Source organism: Azospirillum sp. TSO5, assembly GCF_003116065.1.
Classification (GTDB): domain Bacteria; phylum Pseudomonadota; class Alphaproteobacteria; order Azospirillales; family Azospirillaceae; genus Azospirillum.
The window spans coordinates 1-15637 of the sequence record NZ_LGQY01000103.1 but is presented as its reverse complement, the minus strand read 5'-3'; the positions used below and the strand labels follow the sequence as shown (position 1 = coordinate 15637).

At 69.8% G+C, this 15637-nt stretch carries 10 protein-coding genes and 1 pseudogene; 3 read left to right on the top strand and 8 right to left on the bottom strand.

The genetic code is table 11. The features are described 5' to 3' along the window. Positions 1 to 34: 34 nt before the first annotated feature. The 5 genes from TSO5_RS23495 to TSO5_RS23475 all read right to left on the bottom strand — a co-directional run bounded on the left by TSO5_RS23495 (position 35) and on the right by TSO5_RS23475 (position 7184). Positions 35 to 328 carry a type II toxin-antitoxin system RelE/ParE family toxin gene (locus TSO5_RS23495; RefSeq protein WP_109153894.1) on the bottom strand — a complete coding sequence of 98 codons (294 nt, stop codon included), beginning with the start codon at positions 326 to 328 and terminating at the stop codon, positions 35 to 37. A 115-nt stretch (positions 329 to 443) separates the two neighbouring features. Then, positions 444 to 1979, bottom strand: coding sequence for a glycosyltransferase (locus tag TSO5_RS23490; protein ID WP_109153893.1), 1536 nt, complete (start codon positions 1977 to 1979; stop codon positions 444 to 446). Then, positions 1976 to 3136, bottom strand: a complete 1161-nt coding sequence (locus TSO5_RS23485; protein ID WP_247870924.1) for a lysylphosphatidylglycerol synthase transmembrane domain-containing protein — start codon at positions 3134 to 3136, stop codon at positions 1976 to 1978. The genes TSO5_RS23490 and TSO5_RS23485 overlap by 4 nt, the downstream gene beginning before the upstream one ends. 67 nt (positions 3137 to 3203) lie before the next feature. Then, positions 3204 to 5927, bottom strand: a complete 2724-nt coding sequence (locus TSO5_RS23480; RefSeq protein WP_109153891.1) for a right-handed parallel beta-helix repeat-containing protein — start codon at positions 5925 to 5927, stop codon at positions 3204 to 3206. A 189-nt stretch (positions 5928 to 6116) separates the two neighbouring features. Next, positions 6117 to 7184 (bottom strand): M23 family metallopeptidase, encoded by a 1068-nt coding sequence (locus TSO5_RS23475; protein ID WP_109153890.1) that lies wholly within the window; start codon positions 7182 to 7184, stop codon positions 6117 to 6119. Between the two features lie 185 nt (positions 7185 to 7369). On the opposite strand from TSO5_RS23475, the gene TSO5_RS23470 reads away from it, so the two are divergent. Further along, a complete protein-coding gene (locus TSO5_RS23470) occupies positions 7370 to 7684 on the top strand; it encodes a helix-turn-helix transcriptional regulator (protein ID WP_109153889.1) in 315 nt (104 codons plus the stop codon). 145 nt (positions 7685 to 7829) lie between these two features. Next, positions 7830 to 9269 carry a carbohydrate-binding domain-containing protein gene (locus tag TSO5_RS33790; RefSeq protein WP_348981062.1) on the top strand — a complete coding sequence of 480 codons (1440 nt, stop codon included), beginning with the start codon at positions 7830 to 7832 and terminating at the stop codon, positions 9267 to 9269. A 169-nt stretch (positions 9270 to 9438) separates the two neighbouring features. On the opposite strand, the gene TSO5_RS23455 is transcribed toward TSO5_RS33790, so the two are convergent. Then, positions 9439 to 10953: an HlyD family type I secretion periplasmic adaptor subunit gene (locus tag TSO5_RS23455; protein ID WP_109153896.1), complete on the bottom strand. Its 1515-nt coding sequence runs from the start codon at positions 10951 to 10953 to the stop codon at positions 9439 to 9441. Between the two features lie 14 nt (positions 10954 to 10967). After that, complete coding sequence (locus TSO5_RS23450; protein WP_247870923.1) at positions 10968 to 13277, bottom strand: type I secretion system permease/ATPase; 2310 nt, start codon at positions 13275 to 13277, stop codon at positions 10968 to 10970. A 264-nt stretch (positions 13278 to 13541) separates the two neighbouring features. On the opposite strand from TSO5_RS23450, the gene TSO5_RS23445 reads away from it, so the two are divergent. Further along, positions 13542 to 14510, top strand: coding sequence for a hypothetical protein (locus tag TSO5_RS23445; RefSeq protein WP_109153888.1), 969 nt, complete (start codon positions 13542 to 13544; stop codon positions 14508 to 14510). 58 nt (positions 14511 to 14568) lie between these two features. Here the strand turns inward: TSO5_RS23445 and TSO5_RS32785 are convergent. Continuing rightward, positions 14569 to 15637: pseudogene (locus tag TSO5_RS32785) on the bottom strand (hypothetical protein); the annotation flags it as partial.

Below are 15637 nucleotides of genomic sequence, written 5' to 3'. Positions count from 1 at the left end.
TTGTCATTCGTCATGCTTCGCAACATCGATCGAATCACAAGGGACTGAAATCACTCAATTCTTTTCGGGTCAGGCTCTTATCACCGCCGCCGAGGAGGATCACCAGCTTGGTACCGTCATAAGCCAGATAAACCCTATATCCGGGACCATAACTAATCTTGAACTCCAGCACTCCTGCACCGACGGGCTCCAGCTTTCCAACCTCGCCGCGTTCAATCTTGGCATAGGCCGTCGCCACCTTCGCCGCGGCACGCGGTTCCAGCGTGTCAAACCAGATGGCAAAGGGACTTCGGCCGTCCTCGTAAAGATACTCCCGGATCTCAGGCATTCAAGTTGGTAACCCATGTGGCACCAAGCTGAATAGCCAAGCACAGGGACAGACGCAAGGCGTCATGCCGCCGCAAGACGTCCGGCAGACGCCAGCCACCAAACTGGAACCGCGTTCAGAACGCCTTCAGCTTCTTCCAGGCGAACACCACCATGCGGGCCAAGAGCCAGCCGTGGGTGAAGCGGGAGATCTGGGTCTCGCCATAGCTGCGGTCGGCATAGCGCACCGGCACCTCGACGATCTTCAGGTTCTGCTTGGCGGCGCCGAAGATCAGGTCGAAATCGCCGAACGGGTCGAAATCGCCGAAGTAATGGCGGTTGGCGACGATGGTCTCGTAATCCTCGCGCCACAGCACCTTGGTGCCGCACAGCGTGTCGGTGAAACGCTGGTTCAGCAGGAAGGAGAAGATGCGCGCGAAGGCCCGGTTGGCCAGGAAGTTCAGGAAGCGCATCGCCTCCGGCGCCATCGGGTAAACCAGCCGCGTGCCGTTCACGAACTCGCCGCGCCCCGACACCATCGCCTGATAGAATTTCCCCATCGTCTCCGGCGGCACCGTCAGGTCGGCGTCGAGGATGATCAGGATGTCGCCGCGCGCCACGGCGAAGCCGGCGCGCACCGCGTCGCCCTTGCCCTTGCCGGGCTGCTTCATGACCTTGATGTCCCAGTCGGGATAGGCGTCGCGGACGCGCAGGCATTCATCAAAGGTGTTGTCCTGGCTGTTGCCCTCGACATAGATCACCTCGATGTCGGGGGCGAAGCGGGACAGGCGGCGGATGGCGTTCTCGATGTTGCCGCGCTCGTTGCGGCAGGGGATCAGGATGGTGACCGAGGCCGGCTTGCCGTCGACCGTCACCGCCTCGACGGTGGGCTGCGGCCGGGCGACGACATAGTTGCGCACGCACAGCCGGCGGATGCCCGGCAGCGGCGCGACGTAGCGGTTGACCAGCGTGCCCAGCCCGAACAGCCGCTTCGGGATCAGCTGGCGCCATTCGCGGCGCACCGGCTCCCAGCCCGCCAGATCCAGCAGGTTGACGATGTCGCTGGTCGACAGCCAGTTTTGCTGGCCCTGCGGCATGCGCATCCCCAGCTTCTCCGCCGCCCACAGGATCGGCTCCCAGGCGCGGGAATGATAGCTGACGATGATGCGGGTCTTGGGAGTGGCGACCCGGCGCAGCAGGCGCAGCGTCTCCTCGATGTCGTCGAGGAAGCCGATGGTGCCCGACAGCAGGATGTGGCTGAACGGTCCCTCGATGGCGTCGATGGTCGCCGGATCCTCGGCGTCGGCGGCGATCAGCTCCAACTGCGGATGGCGCGCCTTCGCCACGGCGATGGTCGCCGGGCTGAGGTCGATGCCGACGCCACGCGACGGCTTCAGGGCCGCCAGCGTGTCGCCGACGCCGCAGCCGATCTCCAGCACCGTCGCCCCTTCCGGAATCAGGAAGCGCAGATAGGCGCGGTCGCCCTCGTGGAAGGCGCGGTTGCGCTCGGCCCAGCGGTCGCGCAGGGGGGCCATGGCGTCGAACAGCGACCGGATGCGCTGCTGGCGCGGGGAGAGGCCGCGCGTCTCGACGGCTGCGGGGGCAGACGTGTCCGGCGTGGCGGCATCCATGGAAGCGCTCCGGGAAAGCGTCGGGGTCGGCTGGTCGGTCATCGGGAGAAATCCGTGGGAAAGGCGTCGGGTCCGCCATGAGATGTCGGGACAGCAGACGTCGGGACAGCCGTCCGGTCGGCGGTCTCGTTGCGCAGCAGCAGCCAGAACAGGCCGCCGGGCAGCGACAGGACGGCGATCGACAGCCCGATCAGCAGCGAGACCAGAAGGGCCGCGTCGGCATCGAAGCCGAGCAGCGCGAAACCGGCGACCATCGCCCCCTCGCGCACGCCCCAGCCACCGAGCGAGACGGGCAAGGCGGCGGCGACGATGGCGGCCGGCACGATGGCCAGCCCGTCCAGCCAGCCGAGCGGCAGGCCGACCGAGCGGGCGAACAGGATGGTGGCGGTGATGGTGGCGAGATGGACGCCGATGCTGTGGCCCAGCGCCGCCCAGGCGGCCGGGTTGCCGGCCATGGCGCGCAGTTGCGCCACCGCCCCCCACAGGGTCCGCCCCAGGGCACCGTCGCGCAGCCGCTTCGGGATCGGCAGCCGGTCGCGCGGGATGCGCCCGGCCAGCAGCAGCAGGCCCATGGCGACGGCCAGGACCAGCGCCCCGGCCAGCACGGTGCCGGCGACGGCGGGCGGCGCCACCGCGGCCAGATGCGGCAGCCCGATCAGCCCGATCAGCACCACCCCCAGCAGCGCCATCAGCCGGTCGACCAGCAGGGCCAGCATCACCGGGCCGGCCGGATGGCCGAGCCGCCAGGTGAACCAGCCGCGCAACAGGTCGGCCCCGACCGATCCCGGCAGGATCTGGCCGACGAATCCGCTGGCCATCTGCAGGCGGAAGGCGGTCCAGCGGGTCAGGGAGAAGCCGGCGGCCCGCCCCACCGCCCGCCACCGCTGCGAGGCGAAGGGCAGGGTCAGCGCCTTCACGGCGAAGCCGGCGGCGAACAGCCACGGATCGGCGGCCGACAGGCGTGCGGCGATGCCGGCCCAGTCGGCCCCGGCGGCGAGCGCGCCCAGCACCACGACCGTCACCGCCAGCTTGACCAGCAGCGGCCACCGCCGTCCGGACGGCTTCCCCGGACCGGAGCCGGAACCGGGCTTCGCCGATTGGACGAAGGGGGTGTCGAGAAGAGCCTGGGCCATCATCCCCGCATGGAAATCCGGGTGCCGCGGGACAGCGGCGCCGAACGGGCCGTTGTAACGGCTCACGCTTGGCTTGTCACCCGGTCAGGCGGGAGAGGGGCAGGGGTAGAGGGCCGGCGGGAGAGCTGGCGCCTCACCCCATCCCGGCGGCAGCCAGCATGCCGCTGTCGGGAATCATCGCCGCCGCGCGGGGTGCGGAGGCGGGGCTCAGCGCCCGGCCTTCCAGCCTGCCGAAGACGATGTAGTGCCGCATCGCCGCCGTCAGGTCGCCGCCGGTCGCCGCCGCCACGTCGGCGTTCGCCGCCAGATAGCCCGACGCGTTGAAGCCGGTCGTCCGCCCTTCGGTCCGGCCGTTGGTCAGGTAATGCAACTCGGCCCGGGTGGTGTCGGTGCCGAAGGCGGCGGCAAGGTCGCTGTTGGCGGCCAGGTAGGCCGTGGGATTGAAGGTGACCGTCCGGCCCTCCCCCCGGCCGTTGGTGATGTAGTGGATCTCGGCGCTCGTCCGGTCGGTGCCGAAGGCGGCGGCGAGATCGCCGTAGGAGGCGAGATAGGCCAGCGGGTCGAAGCTCACCGTCCGGCCCTCCCCCCGGCCCATGGTGATGTAATGGATCTCGGCGCTCGTCCGGTCGGTGCCGAAGGCGGCGGCGAGGTCGCCGTAAGAGGCGGCATAGGCCAGCGGGTCGAAGCTCACCGCCCGGCCTTCCGCCCGGCCCATGGTGATGTAATGCGCCGCACCGGCATCGCCGTTGGTGCCGAAGGCGTTGGCGAGATCGCCGTAGGAGGCGATGTAGGCCAGCGGATCGAAGGTCACCGTCCGCCCCTCGGCCCGGCCCATGGCGGCGTAATGCGCCGCGCCGGCGGCGGCATTGGCGCCGAAGGCCGCCGACAGGTCGCCGTAGGAGGCGATGTAGGCCAGCGGCGAAAAGGCCTGCCCGGATGAGGCCGTGGACGTGCCGGTCGCCGGGGTGGTCCCGCCTCCCGAACCGCCTCCACCGCTCCCCGCGCCGGGGCTGGGGATTCCCGGCACCGTCAGCGGGGCGGACCCCATCCGCGCCCAGTCCAGGTCATGAATTCCCAAGCCTGCCGCCGCTCCGCTGCCGAGCCGGAAATCGCCGGCCGCCGGGTTGGCGAACAGCCCCGACGACACCGTGTCGCCGCCGGTCAGCCCGCGCACGCCCTGCAGCAGGTTGTTGGTGACGGTGTAGGAACCGGGGGTCCAGAACTCCCAGTAATCCACGCCGGTGGAGGAGGAGATGACGTTGCCGGTGACGCTGTTGTTGCTGAGCAGACCGATGTTGCCGGCGCTCGGCACCCATTCCAGCCGGATGAAGCGTTCGCGCGGGTTGGACAGGGTGGCGAAGTTGTTGGTGACGCTGTTGGAATCGCCGCCATGGATGAAGACGCTGGCCCAGCCGGTGTTCTGGATGAAGTTGTCCCGGACGGCGACGCCGTTGGCCATGTCGTCCAGATAGATGCCGAAGCTCTTCTGGCGGTCGAGCCAGCCCGACCCGTCGGTCGCCAGCCCGCCGACGTTGCGGATGTCGTTGCCACGGATGGTCGTGCGGGTGTCGACGTTGGAGCGGCCCAGCATCTCAATGGCGCCGCCGTCGGCGGTCTCGGTCATCGAGTCGTAGATGCGGTTGTATTCCACCACCGTGTCGGTGTTGACGGTGGCGCCGTCCCAGTTCTTGATCGAGATGCCGTAGCGCGGGCTGTTGCGGATGTCGTTGCCGGAGACCAGCGTGCCGCTGGTGCCGTAGAGCTGGATGCCGGCGACGTCCTTCAGCACCTCGCCGATGCCGGCGATGCTGTTGGCGCTGATGCGGTTGCCGTTGCTGCCATAGGCGACCTTGATGCCGCCGGCCCCCAGATGCTCCAGCCGGTTGGCCTCGATCACGTTGCCGGAGGATCCGGTCAGCGTCATCGCCGTGCCGGCATCGACGAAGCGGTTGCCGGCGATGCTGTTGCCCGATGAATTGGTCAGCGTCAGGGCCGAGCCGTCCCATGTGGTGTCGGCGAAGGTCAGCCCCTGCAGGGTGACGCCGCTCGCCCCGTTCAGCGCCAGGAGCGTGCCCAGCCGCGGCACCACCGCGCCCTGGGCCAGCAGGGTGCCGGGGTCCTGCGGCTTCACCACCAGCCGGCCGGTCTCGGCCTGCCAGGCGAACTCGCCGGCGTCGCGGATGAAGGCGTCGTCGTTCAGCAGGCGATAGGTGCCGCCGCTGCGCAGAGCGTATTTCACCCCTTGCGTAAAGTTGACGGTCCGGCTGCCGGCATCGACGGAAGCGACGCCGACGATGTTGTCGGACAGCCGTTCGGTGTCGAAGGTCTGGACCATCATGCCCGGCTGGACCCCGGCGGCCAGCACCGCCGCCATCGCCCCGTCGCCGGCCCCGATGCGCAGGCTGGTCTTGCTGGCGCCGCCGGCCGCCGCCTCCAGCACCGACCAGCCGGATTTGGCGTCGCCGGCGTTCCAGTCGCCGGTCTGCGCCACCTTCTGCCGGACCCCGCCGATGAAGAGGTCGAGGCCGGTGGTGGACGTCGGCGCGGCATAGAGCCCGCCGCCGATGGCGGTGAAGCCGCCGACCCGCTCGCCGCCGCTGAACACCGGCGTCTCGCCCGGATAGGCCATGATGCGCACGCCGTTGTCGGCCCCGGTCAGCGTGACCGTGCGCGCCATGGCATAGGTGCCGCCGCGCACATAGGTGTCGCGGATGCCGGTCGCCCGCATCGCGCTCTGCGCGCGTTCCAGCGTGGCAAAGGGACCGTCGGTGCCGTCGGCATTGGGTGCCGCCAAACGCCCCGACCAGGAATCGTTGCCGTTGGTCGCGACGTAGAAAGCCTGCTGCGTGTCTGTCATTGCCGGATTGCCTTGCCGATACCGGGCAATCACACGGCAGAAATACTTAATAAGGAGGTAGTCTCATCCTTTCGGATGTACACTTTCGTGAGGCATGTCCGTGTTCATTTCGTGACAAATGCCAGGGCCATGGCAGTTGTCACTTGCCCATTACTCCGCGTTGTCTTGAACGCCTGCCGCTCAACCCGCTCAGCGCAACTCGACCCGCCGTTCCTCCCGCAGCACCGTCTCGTCGCCATGGCGCAGCGTCACCGTCACCCGGTAGGGACCGGGCGGCCAGGAACCGGAAACGGGCTTCTTCACCTCGGTGCCGAAGAACAGCACGGCCAGCGGACGCGGCACCGCGCCCTCGTTGCGGGACAGGCGGCGGCCGTCGGGACCGGTCACCTCCAGCGTCACCCGGTCGCCCTTCCGCCCGCCCATCAGTTCCGCCCACACCCCCAGCGTCGGCGCATCCACGGGCAGGGGCTTGCCGCCATAGCCGCCGTCCCGCGCCACCTCCGCCTTCGGCGCCTCGGGCGCCAGACCGGCGCCGAGCAGCGCACTCGGCCGGTAGGCGAGTGTCCGGCGCGCCGCGTCGCTCCACAGCGTGCCCACCGGCATCGGAGCCGTGTCCTGGTCGGCGGCGTTCCGGTCAACGGCACAGGCCGGCGCCTCGCCGGTTCCCGCCTCCTTGCCGGTATAGGGGTCCAGGGTATGGCCGTCGTGGCGGATGCCGAAATCGACATGAGGAAATTCGGTATTGCCGGACAGCCCGACCTCGGCCAGCGGCGTGCCCGCCTCGACCCGGTCGCCCGGCCTGACCGCGATGCTGCCGCGCTTCAGGTGGCTGTACTGGGTCTCCCAGCCGTTGCCGTGATCGACCACCACCGCGTTGCCGGCCTCCCGCCCGGCCGGCGCGCCGCCGCTCTGCCGGATGCTGACATCCTCCATGCCGTCGCGCACGCGGGCGACCGTGCCGGGGGCCGCGGCCACCACCGCCACCCCGCGCCGCATCGCCTCCAGGTCGGGCAGCCGGAAATCGGTCCCCTTGTGCCCGTCATAGGTCAGCCGCCCGCAGGCGAAGTCCTGCATCCCCGGCCCCGGATCGGCATCGACATAGTTCTGGACGAAGCACTCCGCCCCGATCCGGCAGCGCACCGGCAACTCCAGCACCGGCGCGCCGGGAGGAGGGGCGGCGGGAGATTGGGCGGCTCCGGCGGACGGCAGGAACACCAGGGCGGCGAACCCCCAGCGATAATGGACCGGCACCCTCATCCACACCCCTCGCACAGCACTGCTCCGTCTCGCCTGACCGTCCTTTTACAGGTGGGGCGCGGGACGGAGGGGGCCAGACTTATACTCCCTCAAAGCCGCGAATCTTCTCAGCGTCGTTGGAAGAGGCATTGCGAAAAGCAATACTGCCGCTACGCCACGAGAACCGCCTACATTGAGGATTATCCATGATCAACCCGGCACAGATCATCCGCAATGGCGAGGCCGCCGACGAAGCCGCGGCGATCCAGGCATACGACGCCTATCGGAATGCCTCCCCCGAAACCTTCCCCGACGAGGTCGCGGCGCGGCTGCTGGAGGGGGAGCATCCGGTCAAGGTGTTCCGCGATCATCGCGGCCTGACGCAGACCCAGCTCGCCGAAGCCGCCGGCCTTAAGCAGTCCTACGTCTCGCAGATCGAGGCCGGGACGCGGAACGGCTCGGTGGATGCCCTGAAGCGCATCGCCGAGGCCCTGCGCGTGGAGTTGGACGACCTCACCTGATCCTTCTGCGCTCCACCCTTATGCGACGACGCATAAGGGTGGAGCGCCCACAATCCGCCCCGTCCTTATCATCCGAAGGCCACACCGCCAGCCGCCATACTCCGTCCCGCATCTTATCGACGGCAGCAGGACGGGGACCGACAGCATGGCGAACAGCACCTATACCGGCCGGGGCGAGACGGTCGTCGTCATCGACAGCGGCTGGTCACCGACCTGGGAGGCCGCGTCGCGCGTGGTCTATCAGCACGACTACGCCAACAACGACGCCGACGCGCGCAACCCCAGCGCCGACACCCATGGCGCCCTGGTGACCTCCACCATCCTGTCGCAGGCGCCGGACCTCGGCATCATCGCGCTGAAGGTGATGCCGGACGGCGCCACCACCGCCTCGGGGTCAGCGATCGAGCAGGCGCTGCAATGGGTCGTGGCCCATGCGTCGGACTACAACATCGTCGGCGTCAACCTGTCGCTGGCCGGCGGCTCCGCCACCTCGGAGACCACGACCATCCTGTCGGACGAGCTGGCCAGCCTCGCCGCCAAGCGGGTGCTGGTGTCGGCCGCCGCCGGCAATGCCGGGCAGAACGGGACGGCGACCGACGTGTCCTATTTCGCCGCCGACCACAACACGATCTGCGTCAGCGCGTCGGGCGGCGACGGCACCATGCCGGGCTGGGCCCAGCGCGTCCCGGGCATCACCGACCTCTGCGCCGACGGCACCGACATCCGGCTGACCGATCTGGCCGGGCGGACGCTGATGGGCAACGGTTCCTCCTTCGCCGCGCCGGCGGTGACCGCCGCGGTGGCGCTCGCCCAGCAGGAGGCGATCGCGCTGCGCGGCAGCGCCCTGACCCAGGACGAGTTCCTGTCGCTGGCGCACCAGACCGGGACGCCGATCGCCGGCACCGGCTACACCGACCTGAACACCCAGGCGCTGCTGACGAAGATCGGCCAGCTCTACGGCACGACGACGGTGCCCGGAACCGGCGCCCCCGCCACCACCAGCGCCGCCATCCTGGTCAACGCCAAGGGCGCGGCGGCCGCCGGGGTCAACGCCCATTTCACCCTGCTGGTCGACGGCCATGCCGTCGGCGGCGCCACGGTGGGCACTGCGGCCAAGAACTACGCCTTCACCGCCACCGTCTCGGCCGACAGCGCCCACAAGGTGCAGGTCCAGTACGACAATGACGGCTTCGCCGGCGGCCAGGACCGCAACCTGTTCGTCGACAGCGTCAGCGTCAACGGCCACCGCTATGCCGCCACCGACGCCGCGGTGACCTACGACAAGGGCGCGCTCGACGCGCGCGACGTGGTCAAGGGCCAGAGCGGAATGTGGTGGAACGGCACGCTGGTGGTCGCCGCCGACAAGAGCCTGTTCGGTGCGCACCCCGCGGCCCAGGCGCAGGTGGCCGAGCTTCAGGCGAGCGACCTGCTGGGCCACGCCGTGTCGGCCAATGCGGCGTCGCACGGGACGGCCGACGTCACGACGGCCTGGATGCCGGAAACCTTCCCGGCCTTCGAGGACGCCGCCCACGGCCTGCACGCCTGGTACGACGCCCACGACATGGCGCATGGGGTGGCGGCGTAACGGAATGAAGATCCCCTCTCCCCCCTGGGGAGAGGGTTAGGGTGAGGGGGTCGCGCGGCGAGGATCTTCAAGAGTCGCGCACTCTCAGATCCCCACCAAATCCTCGCAGTGCATCCCCCTCACCCCGACCCTCTCCCCGGGGGGGAGAGGGGGATTCTGGGAGAGGCTCCTACCGCTCGTGCATCGCTTCCTGGGCACTGCGCGAGAGGGGGGAGAGCAGGTAGTCGGCGATGCGGCGGCGGCCGGTCTTGATCTCGGCGCTGACCGTCATGCCCGGCTGCAGGCGCGTCTGCTTGCCGTCGACCTCCAGCGTGTCGCGGTCCAGCGCGATGCGGGCGGCATAGACCGATCCGGCCTCCGGCGCCTTGGTGCCACTCTTGTCCGTCCCCTTGTCGGCCTGCTGCTGCTGTTGCACGGCGTCGCTGGACAGCGAGGCGACGCGGCCGGGAATCAGGCCGTATTTGGTGAAGGAGAAGGCCTCCACCTTCACCTCCGCCACCTGTCCGGTCTGGACGAAGCCGATGTCCTTGTTGGGGATGAAGGCCTCGACCTCCAGATGGCTGTCCTCCGGCACGATGACCATCAGCGGCTGGGCGGTGGTCACCACGCCGCCCACCGTGTGTACGGCCAGCTGCTGGACATAGCCGTCCACCGGCGCGGTCAGCCGCAGCAGATCGACCTGCTGCTCCGCCTTGGCCAGTTCCTGTTCCAGCGAGGCGGCCTTGCGCTCGGCCTCGGCGAGGTTGGTGTAGAGCTGGCGGCGGAACTCGGCCTCGGTCTGGCGGCGCTGCTCGGCGGTGGCGGCGATGGAGGCATCGGCCTCCGTCAGCTTGATCTTCTGGACCAGAAGCTCCTGCTCCTGCCCGACCAGATCCTGCTGAAGCTGGAGATACTGGAAGCGGGACGAGGTGCCGCGCTTCGACAGGTCGTACAGCGCGTCGGCCCGCTCGCGGATCAGCGGCAGGGTGGCGTTCAGCTTGGCGATGGTCTGCACCACGGTGGCGCGGTCGGCTTCGCGCCGGGCTTCCTCGCGGTCGAGCGCCGCCAGCTTGGCGCGCTGCTCGGCGATCTGGCTGGCGAGAAGCTGGCTCTGCATCCGCGCCAGATCGGCCGACAGGCCGGCCGGAGGGGCGAAGGTGGCGTCGGGCTTGCCGTTCACCACCTCCAGCGCCGCGCGCAGCCGCGCCGCTTCGGCCTGGGCAGCCGACAGGTCGGAGCGGATGCGGTCGCGGTCGGCGGCGGCCTCGGTCGGGTCCAGCTCGATCAGGGTCTGGCCGGCCTTGACCAGCTGGCCGTCCTCCACGTCGATGGCGCGGACGACACCGGTCTGCATCGGCTGGATGGTCTTGGTCCGGCCGCTCGGCACCACCCGGCCCTGCGCCACCGCCACCACGTCGACATGGCCGAACCACGCCCAGGCGCAGGCCGCGGTGAAGGCCAGCATGATGACCCCGGTGAAGATGCGCGCGGTGGGCGAGGGCGGCCGTTCCAGGATCTCCAGCGCATCGGGCAGGAAGTCCATCTCGTCGCGGCGCCGCTTCTGCGGCCGCCCCTGGAGTTTGGTGGGCGGGCGCGGACCGCCGGGCGTGCCCGGCGCGTTGGCCGGCGGCTTCACACCGGGAGTGGAGGCGGGAGGGGTGGGCGCGGAGGGAGTGGCCTTCACCGCGGCGGTCGTCTTGCTCATGGCGTTCATTCCCCTCAGCCCGCGGCCCGCTGTTCGATCAGCCCGTCCGTCGGCGGCGGGTTCCCGCCCGGCAGTTGCCCCATCTGGCCCCCCATTTGGCCGCGGAACAGCGTCGCGTAACGGCCGCCGCGGCGCAGAAGCTCGTCGGGCGCGCCGTCCTCGACGATGCGGCCGCGCTCGACGGTGACGATGCGGTCGGCGATGGCGACAGTGGACAGGCGGTGGGCGATAATCAGCACGGTGCGACCGGCGCAGATGCGGCGCATGTTGGCCTGGATGATCCGCTCCGATTCATGGTCGAGCGCGCTGGTCGCCTCGTCGAAGATCAGGATGCGCGGGTTGGTGACGAGCGCGCGGGCGATGGCGATGCGCTGCCGCTGCCCGCCCGACAGGCTGGCGCCGCGCTCCCCCACCACGGTGTCGTAGCCGTCGGGCAGCTCGACGATGAAGTCGTGGGCACCGGCCAGCTTCGCCGCGGCGACGACGCGGCCCATCTCCATGGTCGGATCGGTCAGCGCGATGTTCTCGCGGATGGACCCGGAGAACAGGACATTGTCCTGCAGCACGACGCCGATCTGCCGGCGCAGCCACACCGCGTCGGCGGTGGACAGATCGGTGCCGTCGACCATCACCCGCCCGCGCTCCGGCACATGGAAGCGCTGCAGCAGCTTGGCCAGCGTGCTCTTGCCCGAGCCGGACGTGCCGACGATGCCGACCACCTGTCCCGCCGGGATGTGCAGCGACACGTCGCTCAGCGTCTCCGGCCCGTCATGGCGGTAGCGGAAGGTGACGTGGTCGAAGGTGAGGTCGCCCCTGATCGCCGGCATGGCGGCGCGGCCGGCGCTCTGCAGCGGTTCGGGCGCGGTGTTCAGGATGTCGCCGATGCGGTGCATCGACAGCCGCACCTGCTGGAAGTCCTGCCACAGCTGGGCGATGCGCAGCACCGGCTGGACGACGCGGCCGGCGAACATGTTGAAGGCCACCAGCTCGCCCACCGTCAGGCTGCCTTCGATCACCAGCTTCGCCCCCAGCCACAGCACCAGCATGGTCGAGATCTTGGAGACGAACTGCACCGACTGGCTGGCGACGTTGTTCAGGTTGCCGGCGCGGAAGCCGGCGCGGACATAGCCGGACAGCTGGTCTTCCCAGCGGCGCTGCATGCGCGGCTCCACCGCCATGGCCTTGACCGTCTCGATGCTCGACACCGTCTCGACCAGGAAGCTGTGGTTCTCGGCGCCGCGGGCGAACTTCTCGTCCAGCCGGCGGCGCAGGATCGGCGTCGCCACCAGACTGATGACGATGTAGACGGGGAAGGAGGCCGCGACGATCGCCGTCAGCATCGGGCTGTAGACCAGCATCACGCCCAGGAAGACCACGGTGAACAGCAGATCCAGCACCAGCGTGATGGTGGAACTGGTCATGAAGTTGCGGATCGTCTCCAGCTCGCGCACGCGGGCGACGCTGTCGCCGACCCGGCGCGCCGCGAAATAGCCCATGGGGAGCGACAGCAGCCGCTGGTACAGCTTGGCCCCCAGCTCCACGTCCAGCCGGTTGGCGGTGTGGGCGAAGGTGTAGGTGCGCAGGCCCCCCAGCACCGCCTCGAACAGGATGACCGCCAGCATGCCGGCCATCAGCACGTCCAGCGTGCCCAGGCTGCGATGCACCACCACCTTGTCGACCACCACTTGGAAGAACAGCGGCGTCACCAGCGCGAACAGCTGGATGAAGAAGGAAGCCAGCAGCACCTCGCCCAGGATGCCGCGGTATTTCCAGGCGACCGCCCCGAACCAGCGGGCGTCGAAGCGCGGCTGGCCCATGCCCAGCGTGCCCTTGCGCCCCAGGCAGATCAGCCGGCCGCTCCACAGCGGCTCGAACCCCTCGCGGTCGAGGATGCGGGTCTGGTTGGTCGCCGCGTCATGCACCAGCACGCGGTCGTTGCCGGCCTTGGCCAGCACCAGGAAGCCGCCGTCGGGGCCGGGGACCAGCGCCGGCAGCGGCGTGCGCTCCAGCCGTTCCCACTTGGTCTTCACCACGCGGGCCTTGGCGCCCAGCCGGTGGGCTTGGCGGACCAGCCCGGTCAGGTCGGGGGATTCGCCGCCGCAGGCATGGCGCACGCCGTCATAATCGGCGGGAATCCCCAGCATGCGCAGAGCCGAAACCAGCCCGGCGATGCCGGGATCGAGACGGGGTCCTGGATTTGAGCCGGGATTGGGCCCGGAATTGGAGCCGGGATGGGGACCTTCGGCCTGGGGCTGGCCATTGGAGAGTGGGGGGGAGGGGTCCCGCGCCGGATCGGCCGGCGATCCGTCTCGCATCTGTTCCATGAAGGCTTCCCGGTTCCGAAACTCTAAGGGGTGGCGCCGAACGGCTGCGGCCATTCGAAGGTGAGCATCGCCTTCCCCCACGGCCACCCGAACGATGGGGTACCCCGCATCGTCGCCGTTCAAAGGAGGGATGGCCGAACGGTTTGGCACGGCTTCTCTCCAACCGCTTTTCCTGGACCCGACGAGGCGCTTGGGAGTAGGCATGCAGCACAGCCGGACCGCCGGGACCGGTGCCGTCTCCCCCTTCGCCGGACACCCCCCGCCTTGTCGCCGATCCCCCAGCTCCTGCGCCTTCTATTCCTGCTGCTGACGCCCCTGTGGCTGTCGCTGGCGGTGGAGGGGCTGGGGCTGCAGGGATCGATGCCGTCGCTGCTGTCCAACTGGCGCCGCTCCGCGGAAATCGACACCACCCTGGCGCCGCCGACCGGCTGGCGGGAACGGGCCTATCTGGCCGCCAACCCCGACGTCGCCGCCGCCGTCCGCAACGGGCAGCTCTCCAGCGGCTATGCCCACTACGTCCGGCAGGGCCGCACCGAGGGCCGCCGCGGCGGCTTCGCGGAACAGGCCGGGGACGCGGCCAAGCCGGCTCCCGCGCAGCCCGCCCCCCAACAGCCGTCACAAGTCCAGCCGGCCCAACTCCAGCCTGTCGAGACCCAGCCGGCGGCACAGCCAGCCTCAACCTCCATCCCTGCTCCCCAACCTCCGGCCCCCCCGATCCCGGCGGCGAAGCCCGAGCCGCAGGACGGCGCCCCCGCTCTGCGGACGGAGCCGGCGGTGGAGATCCTGCGTCCCGGCGTCAAGCCGGCCCCCGACGCGCCCACCCGCCCGACTGGTGTCCAGACCGTGGCGGCCTCCGCGATGCCCCGCCATGTGGAGCGCATCCGCACCGCCAACGGCGGCGACGGGCTGCGCGTCGTGCTCGACCTCGACCAGGACCCGCGCTTCGAGACGCCGGTGCGCCGCCCCGACGGCCGGCTGGAGGTGATGCTTCCCGGCACGCTGTGGCAGGCCGCCCCGTCCGGACGCCTGCCGGCAACGACGCTCGCCTACCGGGCGGAGCGGAGCGGCACCGGCACCCGCCTGCTGTTCAGCGACGAGGAGGGCGACGCCAAGGGGGATGCCGTCCGGCTGCTCGCCGTCTCCACCTTGGCCCCGGAGAAGGACCGCGGCCACCGGCTGCTGATCGACGTGGCGCTGCCCTCCATGGAGAAGACCGAGCGCAAGGGCCGCTGAGGAAAGGGCGGCCCCAAGGCCGCCCTTTTCCTCCTCAGGCCCATCCTCAACTCCAACCTCAGGCCGGAAGCTCCGTCCGCTGCCGGGTGGACAGCCCGCCATCCCCCGCCGCCAGCAGGCCGGACGCCAGGGTGGACGACGAAGCGTCGTGGAAGCCGCCGTCGATCCCCAGCGTCTCCGATCCGGTCATCCCGGCCGCCAGCATGGTGACGGCGATGGGCGTCATAGCGGCGAAGGCGGGCATCGCCACTGTTTCGGAGGAGGTGCTGCGCTTGATGTAGGCCAGCTCGACCGCGGCGTCGCTGGTGCCGAACTCCGTGGCGACCTCCGGATGGCTCGCCAGATAGGCCGCCGGGTCGAAGGCGGTCAGCGACCGGCCCTCGCTGTAGCCGAACTGGACATAGTGGATTTCGGCCGCCTGGACGTCGGGACCGAAGGCCTGGATCAGGTCCGGGTTGCTGGCGATGTAGCGCAGCGCGTCGAAGCCCTGGGCCGGGCGGCCTTCCGACCGGCCGAACTGGATGTAATGGGTGGCCGCGGCGTCGGGGCTGAGGCCATAGGCGAGGGCGACGTCCCGGTTGGCGGCCAGATAGTTGTAGCCGTCGAAGGTGACGCTGCGCCCCTCGGCGGAGCCATGCTCGATGAAATGGCGGGTGCCGGCGTTGGCGTCGGTGCCGAAGGCCGCGATCAGGTCCGGATAGGAGGCGATGTAGTCCAGCCCATCGAAGTTGGGATGCCGCCCCTCGCTGTAGCCGAACTCGATGTAATGCCGGGCCGCAGCATCGGTGTTGGTGCCGAAGGCCGCGATCAGGTCGGGGTAGGAGGCGGTGTAGGCCAGCGGGTCGAAGGTGATTGTCCGCCCTTCCGCCTGTCCATATTGCTGGTAATGCTGGGTCGCGGCCTCGGTGTTGGTGCCGAAGGCGACGATCAGGTCGGGATAGGAGGCGATGTAGGCAAGCGCGTTGAACTGCCCGCCGGCGGCCGGTGTCGAGGGGGTGGAGGCGGGATCGGCGGGCGGGACGGGAGTGGGATCGGGACTGGGATCCGGGGTGGGGACCGGTGTCGGATCAGGGACGGGCTCCGGAGTGGGATCCGGCTGCGTGACGGGCGGCGGGGGAGGGGGAGGC

Coding starts and splice junctions, on each gene's coding strand:
- TSO5_RS23495 (WP_109153894.1), bottom strand. CDS start 328: ATGCCTGAGATCCGGGAGTATCTTTACGAGGACGGCCGAAGTCCCTTT.
- TSO5_RS23480 (WP_109153891.1), bottom strand. CDS start 5,927: ATGACAGACACGCAGCAGGCTTTCTACGTCGCGACCAACGGCAACGAT.
- TSO5_RS33790 (WP_348981062.1), top strand. CDS start 7,830: ATGGCGAACAGCACCTATACCGGCCGGGGCGAGACGGTCGTCGTCATC.
- TSO5_RS23490 (WP_109153893.1), bottom strand. CDS start 1,979: ATGACCGACCAGCCGACCCCGACGCTTTCCCGGAGCGCTTCCATGGAT.
- TSO5_RS23450 (WP_247870923.1), bottom strand. CDS start 13,277: ATGGAACAGATGCGAGACGGATCGCCGGCCGATCCGGCGCGGGACCCC.
- TSO5_RS23455 (WP_109153896.1), bottom strand. CDS start 10,953: ATGAGCAAGACGACCGCCGCGGTGAAGGCCACTCCCTCCGCGCCCACC.
- TSO5_RS23470 (WP_109153889.1), top strand. CDS start 7,370: ATGATCAACCCGGCACAGATCATCCGCAATGGCGAGGCCGCCGACGAA.
- TSO5_RS23475 (WP_109153890.1), bottom strand. CDS start 7,184: ATGAGGGTGCCGGTCCATTATCGCTGGGGGTTCGCCGCCCTGGTGTTC.